Source organism: Lampropedia aestuarii (assembly GCF_004803635.1).
Taxonomy (GTDB): domain Bacteria; phylum Pseudomonadota; class Gammaproteobacteria; order Burkholderiales; family Burkholderiaceae_C; genus Lampropedia; species Lampropedia aestuarii.
This window is the reverse complement of record NZ_SSWX01000024.1, coordinates 49,039-58,916: the sequence shown is the minus strand read 5'-3', so window position 1 is coordinate 58,916 and position 9,878 is coordinate 49,039. Positions and strand designations below refer to the sequence as shown.

Sequence of the window (9,878 nt, the reverse complement as noted above, 5' to 3'; positions counted from 1 at the left end):
TGGGCTGGCTTCAAACCAGCGGATCTGATCGACTGTGCCGTGGCGTGGGATGATGGCAAAGCGGCTGGGCCATTCCGCATGAAAGTCCAGGCTGTAGCGACCCGCCTGCAGTGCTTCTGGATTGTTGACCAATGGGAAGTCGTGCAGGATCGAGTAGTGCTCGGTGATCGCCATATCGTGCGGCAAGCGCGGGCCAGGCAGCTCGACTGGCAGCAGGGTCTTGAGCGCGCCATCGGCGCCAACTACGCCGTAGTGCATATACGGGTGGCGATTGCCGTAGGCAAAGAACATGTATTCGCCAGTGCGCTCGTCAGCGCGCGAGTGCGCCGATATTTGCAGGCCCACTAAACGTGGATCGGGTTCGAGCTTGCCCAGGGTCTCCAGCGTATAGGGATCGTTTTGGTAGACCGTGCCGCCTCTATACCACATGGATAACAGCTTGCCGTTGTGGAATTTGACGTCGGTGTTCGATGTGTTCTTCATTGCATCATCGGGCAGGACGCCCTCGGGCATGCGCTGCTTCAAGCCGCTGTACAGGCCTTTTCCGGCTGCCTGCTCTGCATGCCAGGCATCGGTGCGCACCCAGCGGTTGCGGAACTCGACCTGGCCATTTCTGAAGTAAAACGCCTGCAGCATGCCGTCGCCGTCGTACCAGTGGTATTTGCCCTCGGGCGTGTACTGAGGCACTGGGCCATTGCGCACATACATGCCGTTCAAATCCGCAGGAATGGTGCCGATGACTTCAAATTCGGTCACTATCAATTCTTTGTCCACCGGCGCAAAGCCGCCCAGCAAATTGGGGTTGTGCACCATATATGGCGCTGGCGGGATGAGGGTGTCCAAACTCATGAGGGTCTCCTTGTCGCTGAGGCAAGCGTAGTTGTTGGGTTAGCAGATATTGGCCGTAGGTACAACGCCAATAAGTCCAGCTCTGCAAGCAAAATATTGCAGGGCATTGTCAGAAATCAGGAATAGGGTGTGCTTGTCATAGGCTGCTCTTTTATACTTGCACATTGAAAAATTTTCGCTGAGAGCTCAGTTGGCTTGCACGTATTCAAGGCCTTTATAGTACGCATTCAAAGTATCGATATGCAAGTAATATAGAGAAGAAAATCACGTTTGTTCCACGGTGCGAAAGTTTGCTTGTAAAAGTACGCCCTTGCCCGAACACCAGAGACAATATGCCCATGCGTTCCGGCCCAGAGATTCCCAGCCCATCCGTGCACCATCAGCATCAGATGATTCGCAACAACATCATCCACCGCGTCACCGACTTGGTGGGCGACACCTGGACGTTGCGTGTGATTGGGCGTCTGCTCGGTGGTGCGCAGCGCTTTGATGTGTTGGCCTACAGCTTAGACATACCGCGCAGCACCTTGAGCGCAAGGCTGCGTCTGCTGGCAGAGCAGCATTGTCTTGAGCGCAAAAAAAATGCCACTAGTGGTGAGGCCGCGTATGTATTGACCGAGCAAGGGCGTGGTCTGTGGATGCTGCTGCGCCAAATGCAGCAGTGGAATCAGCGCTGGCATGTCGGATGCGCGTTGCTTGCAGAGGAGGCTGCAGTCAGCTCATGTGGGCATGGTGCGCCGCTGCACCTGTGCTGTGGGCAGTGCATGGCTCCTGCCGAGCCGCGAGCAATGAAGCTGCTGCTCACCCACCGTTTCCCGCCAGAGGCTATGGCGGTGTCGGCGCGGCGCGCGCGTGACCTGACTTCATCAGAGCAGCAACTGCAGTTGTCGGCTGAGCAATTGATGGGGGACCGCTGGACGGGCTTGATTTTAGGTGCTGCCTTTTTGGGCGTGCACCGCTTTTCAGAATTTGAGCAGGCGTTAGGAATTGCCACAAACATTCTCTCGGGCCGACTGGCTCGTCTAACGCAGCAAGGGATGCTCGAGCGTGTGCAGGACAGTGATACGAGCGAGCGGCATGTCTACCGCCTCACGCTGCGTGGCCTGAGTTATTACCCGGTCATTGTGGCCGCGCTGGCATGGGGGGAGCGCTGGTTGGAGCCGCACTACGACCCTGGTTGGCGCGTGCTGCATAGCCCCTGCCTTGAGTGGTTTACGCCAAGCTTTGTGTGTGAGCAGTGCGGCTGCGCGCAGACCTGAGGGCGTTTTACAAGCACGGCTAGGCCCTTGAGGGCAGGCTGCCACGGCTGGTCAGCAAAGCTTCGCGGGCCTGTTGGGTGCAGCGATTCAGTAAATGAATCACCTGGCGCTGGTGCTCGGGCGTCATGCGGTCATTGATGGCGGTGACGCTGATGGCGGCCAGCGGCGTGCCCACGCGGTCAAGAATTGGCATGCCAAAGCCAGTCACGCCAGCAACGGCGTGGTTGGAGATGTGCGAATAGCCACGCTGGCGTGTCGCGTCAATGAGCTGCTTGACTGTCTCTACCGACAGACCGTTGAATTGCAGCAGCGCTTCGCTGTGCTCTGCCAGTACGGCATCGCGCTCGGCTTCGCTGAGAAAACTGAGCAAGGCAAGGCCGCCTGCGCCCACTCCCATCGGCTGGCGGTTGCCCACTTCAATGGAGAACACCTTGATTGGGTAGCTGCCGGTTTGGCGATCGAGGCAAAACGAGTCAAAGCCGCTGCGCATGACTAAAAAGACGGTGTCGCCCGACTCTTGCGCGAGCTGCTCGACAAACGGCGCGCACACTTGGTGCAAGCTGTAATGCGACGAGGCCATCAAGCCCAATTCATAGGCAAATTGGCCAAGATGAAAGAGCCGGTTGTGCGCTTGCATCAGCAAGCCGGTTTCGGTGAGTTCTCTGAGCAGGCGGTGCACTGAGGGTTTGCTCAGTTGCACTTGCGCGGCCAGATCGCTCAGGCGGATGCCTTGGCGGTTGTGGGTGGACACCAGGCGCAGGATTTGCAGGGCACGGTGCACGCTTTGCGTGCCACTGGCAGATGCGGCTTTTTTCATTGGATGTTCCATATGTTAAAACAAATCAAGGTTTTAATGGGTTCGAATAATTATAATTTGAGAAACCATTGAAAAAGCAATCATATTGAATCAGGCCGTTGAATGGCCTTCAATGCCCGAGGTAGAGGATGACAAGGAAGCCCAATGAAACAGATGTTTGAGACCCATCGTGCCACTCTGGAAAGAGCCTGGCAAGCCTGTCAAGAGCGCCATTTTTGGAGCCCATTCCCTGAAGCTGCAGATGCCTATCCAGACAGCGCCAATGCGCAAACTGCAGGCCGCTTGGCGTTTGAGCGCCAGCTGGGGCAGCGTTTTGAGATTGACCAGCCGGGAATCACAGCGTGGATTGGTGAGGAAACCTCGCCCTACACCCGCCAGCAACTGGGGGTGAGTTATCCGCAGTCTGATCTGGACAGTTTGTTTGAGGCTGCCACTGGCGCCATGCAAGCGGGCTGGGCGCAGGCCGATCCGGAGCAACGCATCGGTGTCTTGCTGGAGGTTGTGCAGCGCCAATACCAGCAGCTGTTTGAGCTGGTGTATGCAGTGTTTCACACCACCGGCCAAAGCTTTAATATGAGCTACGCTGGCTCCGGCGTCAATGCACTTGATCGCGGCATTGAAGCGCTGGCGTATGCTTGGAGCGCGATGGGGGCTGTGCCCCGCCATGCCCAGTGGCAGCGCCAGTTTGGCCGCACCACGATTGAACTGGAGAAAACCTACCGTTTGGTGCCGCGAGGGGTCGCGGTGTGTTTTACCTGCGCCAGTTTCCCGACCTGGAATGCTCTGCCCTCAATGATGGCCAGTCTGGCCACCGGCAATGCTGTGATTGTCAAAGCACATCCCGCCACGGTATTGCCAATGGCGATCGTGATTCGCCTCTTTCGCACAGTGCTCAAAGAAGCCGGCTTTGATCCAAACCTGGTTACTTTGGCACTCGATAGCCGCGAGCAGCCGATTGGCAAGCAGATCGTCAAGCATCCGCAAGCGGCGATTGTGGATTTCACAGGCAGCGTCGGTTTTGGTGCCTGGATTGAGCAAAATGCCCATCCAGCGCTGGTCTACACAGAAACGGCCGGCTGCAATACCGTGGTGCTGCATTCCTGCGATGATTTTGAGGCCATGATCCGCAGTCTGGCCACCACCATGTGCATGTATTCGGCGCAAATGTGCACCAGCCCGCAAAACTTTTATGTGCCTAAAAACGGCATCCGCGCAGGCCTTGGCGAGTCGGCCAGGCAAGTGCCTTTTGACGAGGTTGTGCAAGCGCTGGTCAAGGCCGTGGACGCGCTTGCCGGTAGTCCGCAGCGCGCAGCAATGATTCTGGCTGCGATCCAGTCCGATGACACGCTGGCGAGCATCGCCGCGATGCGCCAGCAGGGCGCAATAGCCAGAGACAGCGCCGCCTATGTGCATCCAGAGTTTCCCAAAGCGCGCACGGCCACGCCTTTGATCATCGTGGCCGATCCCAGCCAGGGCGAGCTGTACCGCCAAGAGCGCTTTGGCCCGATCTCGTTTGTGATTGCTGTGGCAGATGCCGATGACGCACTGGCCCAGGCCTGTAGCGATGTGGCCCAGCATGGTGGCTTGACGGCCTTTGTCTATGCACAGGATGAGGCTTTCATAGCCCGTGCCGAGCAGGCTTATGCACAGGCTGGTGCGCAGCTCACGATCAATTTGACCGGGCCCATGCCGCTCAATTTTGCGGCGGCTTACAGCGACTACCACGTCACGGGCTTGAATGCAGCGGGCAATGCATCGCTGACTGACCACAGCTTTGTCGCCAGCCGTTTTCGCATCGTGCAGTCACGCCGCCCAAAGCGCCAGTGAATAGGTGCTGATGCCCAACCATCAAATACAACCAGGAGACAGGACATGCAAGTAGACCAGCAAAGAGCGCAGGACATGCGCGCCAAAGGTTGGTGGGGAGAGCGAACCGTGTTCAGCCAGTTTGAGTCATTACTCGCAGAAAATGGCGAGCGCGAAGCTTTGGTAGATGCCATCAATCGCGCCGATTTTTTAGGCGATGCGCCGCGCCGCATGACATTTAGGCAGGTCGCTGAAGAGGTTGATCGTGCCACCGTCGTATTGCACCAACGTGGTCTGGGCGTTGGCGATGTCTTGTGCGTGCAGCTGCCCAATTGCGTGGAGCAGTTTGTCGTCTACCTGGCATGCGCGCGGCTAGGCATTGTGGTGAGCCCGCTGCCGATCCAATACCGCGAGCATGAGCTGCAATACATCCTGGAGTTGCTGCAAGCCAAGGCCTTGATGGTTTATAGCGGCGGCTCCGAGCAGGATGCGCCCGTGCTGCGCGCTAGAGCGCTGGTTCAGGACGGCTTTCTGCAAGCCAATGCCGTGCTTGCATTGGGCCACGCGCCGTCTTTGACGGATCAGGAAAACTGGACCGCCTTATTGGCCAAGGTGCAAGATGCGACCGCACAAGCGCAGATGTTAGGCAAGGCCGCGCAGACCACGTCAGACCACGTGTTCACGATTTGCTGGACCTCGGGCACTGAGGCGCGTGCCAAGGGCGTGCCGCATACCCACAATGAATGGTTTGCGCAGGGGCGCGTGTCGTTAGGGCTCTCGCGTGTGGGCCAGCACGACCGCATACTCAACCCTTTCCCGCTGATCAATATGGCGGGCTTTGCGACCTGTTTTTTTCCTTGGTTGATGACCGGCTGCACCGTGGTGCAGCACCAACCGTTCAAGCTGCCGGTGTACTTGCAGCAGTTGCGTGAAGAAGCTATCAGCCACACGGTGGCTCCGGCGGCGATTCTCAACGCCATGCTGCACAAGCCAGAGCTGGTGCAAGGCATTGACTTCAAGCTGCTCAGCCGCATAGGATCAGGCGCAGCCCCCTTGTCGGAGTGGATGGTCAAGGAGTTTCAAGACCGTTGGGGCGTTAGTATTTTGAATTTTTATGGCTCCAATGAAGGCGGCTCATTGGCCGGCTCGGAGTTGGATGTGCCCGATCCGACGCTGCGTGCGACCTGCTTTCCACGCACTGGGGTAGCGGGTTTGCAATGGCGTGGCGATGGCATGGACAGCGTGAGCACGCGCTTGGTCGATCCAGCCAATGAAGAGGAAATTACCCAGCCAGGGCGCGTAGGCGAGCTGCGCTTTAGCGGCCCTACCGTGTTCTCTGGCTATATCGGCGATCCTGCGCTGACGCAGCGTGCCTTTGATGCGCAAGGCTATTACCGCTCAGGCGATTTGTTTGAAATCGTTGGCGAGGGCGACGCCTATTACCGCTATGTAGGGCGCTTGAAAGACGTGATTATTCGCGGCGGGATGAATTTGTCGGCCGAAGAAATCGACAGTTTGTTGCTGGCCCATCCAGCTATTGCCGATGCAGCGGTGGTGGGCTTTCCTGATGCTGCCTTGGGCGAGCGCGTGTGCGCCTTTGTGGTGTTGCGCGACGGCGTGGAGTCCCTGAGCCTGGCGCAGTTGAGCGCATTCTTGCGCGACGAGAAAAAGGTTGCGGTCTTCAAAATGCCCGAACGCTTGGAGGTGGTGCACGCATTGCCACGCAGTGCGGTTGGCAAGATTTTGCGCCGCGACCTGCGTGAAATATTGAATGCCGAGGTGGCGGCATGAGCGCCTCGCATAGCGTGCCGGACAGTGCGGCATTGCCCGGCCTAAGCGGGCCGCTGCCGCCGTTTTTACAAACCGTGGGCATGCGCAATTTGGTGGTGGCTGATGGCCAGGCCAGCATCGAGCTCGACTTTGATGCGGCAGTGCATGCCAACGGCATTGGCGTGGCTCATGGCGGCGTCTTGTGCACTTTGCTTGACGTGGTCATGGGCTACGCGGCCTATGCCTGGCCTGCCAACCCCGGTCCAATTGTCACGGTGAACCAAAACGTGCAGTTCATCAATGCCATGCGCGGGCCCGTCAGGGTGCGGGGGTGGGTGGTTAACGGTGGCAAATCGATGGTGTTTTGCAGTGCCGAGGTGTTGGATCAAGCCGACAACAGCATTGCCATAGGTCAGGGCGCTTTCAAGAAAATTGCGCTCAATCGTGGTGGACGATTTGAAATAAATGGGGTGTCATGAGCAGTGTATATATCGTCGGCGTGGGCATGACCCCGCTGGGTCGTCATCTCTCACGCAGCGTCAAAGACTTGACGCGCCAGGCCGTGCAAGCGGCCTTGCAAGATGCCGGTTGCGGCATGCAGGCCATCGAGTCGGCATGGTTTTCCAATACGCGCCAGGGTGTGCTGCAAGGCCAGCACGGCATTCGTGGCCAGTGTGCGCTGCGCGCGATGGGTTTTGAAGCCATACCCATTATCAACTGCGACAACGCTTGCGCCAGCTCCTCAACCGGTCTGAACCAGGCTTGGGCGGCGATCAAGGCTGGTGTCTGCGAGGTGGCACTGGTGGTCGGGGCCGAGAAAATGCATCTGCCAGAGCGGCGTGATTTGATGTTTGAAGCCTTTTGGGGCGGCATGGACCGCGAGCTGGCCGAGACGCAATTGGCCGCGCAGGCAGCTCTTTCAGCGGCTTTGCCGCTGCCGCCTGAGGCCAATCTCGATGCTGGTGAGCGCAGCGTTTTCATGGACAGTTACGCCGCGATGGCGCGTCACCACATGATGCTGCACGGCACCACGCAGCGACAGCTGGCGATCGTTGCCTCCAAAAACCACAGCCATGCACAGCACAACCCGATGGCGCAATACCAGCACCCTTGCTCAGTCGAAGAAGTGCTGGCCGACCGTCTGGTCAGCTGGCCATTGACGCGCGCCATGTGCGCGCCGATGAGCGATGGCGCAGGCGCATTGATTCTGTGTTCGCAGGCGGCTTTGAAACGCTTTGACAAAACCCGTGCGGTGCGCGTACTTGCCACGCAACTGGCCTCTGGTGTGGTGCGTGATCCGGCAGATTTTTCCCGCCACATTGGTCGCCTTGCTGCGCTCAAGGCGTATGAGCAGGCCGGGGTCTCACCAGACGATGTGGATGTGGCAGAGGTCCATGATGCGTCGTCTTTTGCCGAAATTCGCCATATCGAAAATCTGGGCCTGTGCGAAATTGGCGCAGGTGGCGCGATGGCCGAGCGCGGTGAAACCCGCGTCGGTGGGCGCATGCCAGTCAACCCCTCAGGGGGGCTGGTCTCCAAAGGACACCCGATTGCTGCCACCGGTGCGATTCAAATTCTGGAGCTGGTGACGCAGCTGCGCGGTGAAGCCGGAGGCAGACAGGTTGCCGGGGCCCGCATCGCTGCGGCTGAGAACGGCGGTGGCTTTTATGCAGGTGAAGAAGCGGTGGCGGCCGTGACGATTTTGGAGCGTGCATGATCGAGTCCACGCATAGCACCGTGCACCAAGGCGGCACTTTAGGGGCCTGGCTGCTGCAGGCATTGCAGCGCCACCCTGAGCGCATTGCAGTCATTGATGAGTCGCGTGCGCTCAGCTACCGCGAATTGTTGGCGCTGGTCACCCAGGCGGCCAATAAGCTCGAAAGTCTGGGCCTGCAGCAAGGCGATGTCGTCGCGCAACTGTCTGGCAACCGCATTGAAATGCTGGCTGTGATGGCTGCAGCGTATATTCGCGGCTTTTGCTCCGTCACCCTGCATCCCATGGGCAGTGTGCAAGACCATGTGCTGACATTGCAGGATTGCCAAGCCCGTGTACTCATAGGTGAGTCTGTATATGTGTCGCGGTTGGGGACAGAGCTCTCGCGCTGTCCGCAGTTGCGGCAATGTTTGCTACACAGCGATGCTGAAGGGGGCTTCTGGCACCACGCAGACGTTTTTTCTGGGCCTGCATTGCAGCAGCGTGGTGGCTCCGAGAGCATTGTTCGTTTGGCCTACACCGGTGGCACCACCGGCCGCTCCAAAGGCGTTATGCTGAGCAACCGGGCTATGCTGCACAACACGCAGTTGTGGCTGTCTGCGCTGGCCTGGCCTGATGGCGTGCGCACTTTGTGCTCCGCACCGATCTCGCATGGCGCCGGTTCGCTGGTCTATCCCACTTTCGCACGTGGCGGCACAGTGGTGCTAGAGCGCGGATTTGAAGTAGGCCGCTGGCTGGATACCGTGCAGCGCGAGCGCATTGGATTCACCTTCATTGTGCCCACCATGCTGTATGCCTTGCTGGATGATCCGCGTACGGCACTGGCTGATTTGAGCAGTTTGCAGGCGCTGGTCTATGGAGCGGCACCTGCCAGTCCTGCGCGCATTCGCCAGGCACTCGATTGTTTTGGTCCAGTGCTGGTGCAGACCTTTGGGCAAAGCGAGGCGCCCAACACGATTTTGCTGCTCGATCAGCACGACCACGAAAGCGCTGACGCGCGCAGGCTGGCCTCTGCTGGACGGCCGTTTCCCGGCTTGGATGTGGCTTTGCTCGATCCACACAACAAGCCCGTTGCTGTCGGCGAGATTGGTGAGCTGTGCCTGCGTGGACCGTTGGTGATGAGCGGCTACTGGGGCCAGGACGCGCAAACAGCACAGGCGTTGGCTGGCGGCTGGTTGCATACCGGCGATATGGGCATGCAGGACGCACAAGGCTATTTCTTCATCGTTGATCGCAAGAAGGACATGGTGATCTCTGGCGGCTTCAATGTCTACGCACGCGAGGTGGAGGATGTGTTGTGCACGCACCCCAATGTAAGCCAGGCGGCCGTGATTGGTGTGCCCGACGACAAATGGGGCGAAGCGGTACTGGCCGTGGTGGTGACGCGCAGTGGCACGATGGCCGATCCGGCCCAGCTACAACGCATGGTGCGTGACGCCAAAGGCCCGATAAGCACGCCCAAGCAGGTCGTGTATGTGCGCGAGCTGCCGGTAACCGGCCTTGGCAAAGTCGATAAAAAAGCCCTGCGCAAGCTGTTTGCTGACGGCATCCCCAAATCTGAGCCGGTGGTTGATTAAAGCAAGCCTGTTGGAGCCGGTTCATCATCTCGAACGCAGCTGCGTTGACGCCCCAAAGGCAAGGCACACAAAGCGCATTGCGGCGC

Annotated in this window: 8 protein-coding genes; 6 read left to right on the top strand and 2 right to left on the bottom strand. The window is 58.8% G+C overall.

Translation table 11 applies throughout. The annotated features are described in order from the left end of the window. Positions 1-849 (bottom strand): carotenoid oxygenase family protein (locus E8K88_RS15345; RefSeq protein ID WP_240754559.1); only part of this gene is annotated, 849 nt, incomplete at its 3' end. A 332-nt stretch (positions 850-1,181) separates the two neighbouring features. Here E8K88_RS15345 and E8K88_RS15340 point away from each other — a divergent pair. Further along, the gene (locus E8K88_RS15340; protein ID WP_136407553.1) at positions 1,182-2,108 is read left to right on the top strand and encodes a winged helix-turn-helix transcriptional regulator; all 927 of its coding nucleotides are present in this window, start codon (positions 1,182-1,184) and stop codon (positions 2,106-2,108) included. Between the two features lie 19 nt (positions 2,109-2,127). Here E8K88_RS15340 and E8K88_RS15335 read toward each other — a convergent pair whose 3' ends face one another. Further along, the gene (locus E8K88_RS15335; protein ID WP_168797356.1) at positions 2,128-2,925 is read right to left on the bottom strand and encodes an IclR family transcriptional regulator; all 798 of its coding nucleotides are present in this window, start codon (positions 2,923-2,925) and stop codon (positions 2,128-2,130) included. A 144-nt stretch (positions 2,926-3,069) separates the two neighbouring features. Here E8K88_RS15335 and paaN point away from each other — a divergent pair, with 144 nt between their 5' ends. Genes paaN through E8K88_RS15310 form a run of 5 tightly spaced genes read left to right on the top strand, consistent with a single transcriptional unit; the run spans position 3,070 to position 9,792 of the window. Beyond that, positions 3,070-4,752, top strand: coding sequence for a phenylacetic acid degradation protein PaaN (paaN, locus tag E8K88_RS15330; protein WP_136407551.1), 1,683 nt, complete (start codon positions 3,070-3,072; stop codon positions 4,750-4,752). 45 nt (positions 4,753-4,797) lie between these two features. Further along, on the top strand, positions 4,798-6,522 hold the full coding sequence (locus E8K88_RS15325) for a class I adenylate-forming enzyme family protein (RefSeq protein ID WP_136407550.1): 1,725 nt from the start codon (positions 4,798-4,800) through the stop codon (positions 6,520-6,522). Then, positions 6,519-6,980, top strand: coding sequence for a PaaI family thioesterase (locus E8K88_RS15320; RefSeq protein ID WP_136407549.1), 462 nt, complete (start codon positions 6,519-6,521; stop codon positions 6,978-6,980). Before E8K88_RS15325 ends, E8K88_RS15320 begins: the two co-directional genes overlap by 4 nt. Further along, entirely contained in the window at positions 6,977-8,218 is a 1,242-nt protein-coding gene (locus tag E8K88_RS15315; protein WP_136407548.1) for a thiolase family protein, read from the top strand. The genes E8K88_RS15320 and E8K88_RS15315 overlap by 4 nt, the downstream gene beginning before the upstream one ends. Further along, the gene (locus E8K88_RS15310; protein ID WP_136407547.1) at positions 8,215-9,792 is read left to right on the top strand and encodes an AMP-binding protein; all 1,578 of its coding nucleotides are present in this window, start codon (positions 8,215-8,217) and stop codon (positions 9,790-9,792) included. The genes E8K88_RS15315 and E8K88_RS15310 overlap by 4 nt, the downstream gene beginning before the upstream one ends. The last annotated feature ends 86 nt before the right edge of the window (positions 9,793-9,878 follow it).

Excerpts from the sequence above, each read along its gene's own strand:
- E8K88_RS15340 (WP_136407553.1), top strand. The coding sequence starts at position 1,182 with ATGCCCATGCGTTCCGGCCCAGAGATTCCCAGCCCATCCGTGCACCAT.
- E8K88_RS15335 (WP_168797356.1), bottom strand. The coding sequence starts at position 2,925 with ATGAAAAAAGCCGCATCTGCCAGTGGCACGCAAAGCGTGCACCGTGCC.
- paaN (WP_136407551.1), top strand. The coding sequence starts at position 3,070 with ATGAAACAGATGTTTGAGACCCATCGTGCCACTCTGGAAAGAGCCTGG.
- E8K88_RS15325 (WP_136407550.1), top strand. The coding sequence starts at position 4,798 with ATGCAAGTAGACCAGCAAAGAGCGCAGGACATGCGCGCCAAAGGTTGG.
- E8K88_RS15320 (WP_136407549.1), top strand. The coding sequence starts at position 6,519 with ATGAGCGCCTCGCATAGCGTGCCGGACAGTGCGGCATTGCCCGGCCTA.
- E8K88_RS15315 (WP_136407548.1), top strand. The coding sequence starts at position 6,977 with ATGAGCAGTGTATATATCGTCGGCGTGGGCATGACCCCGCTGGGTCGT.
- E8K88_RS15310 (WP_136407547.1), top strand. The coding sequence starts at position 8,215 with ATGATCGAGTCCACGCATAGCACCGTGCACCAAGGCGGCACTTTAGGG.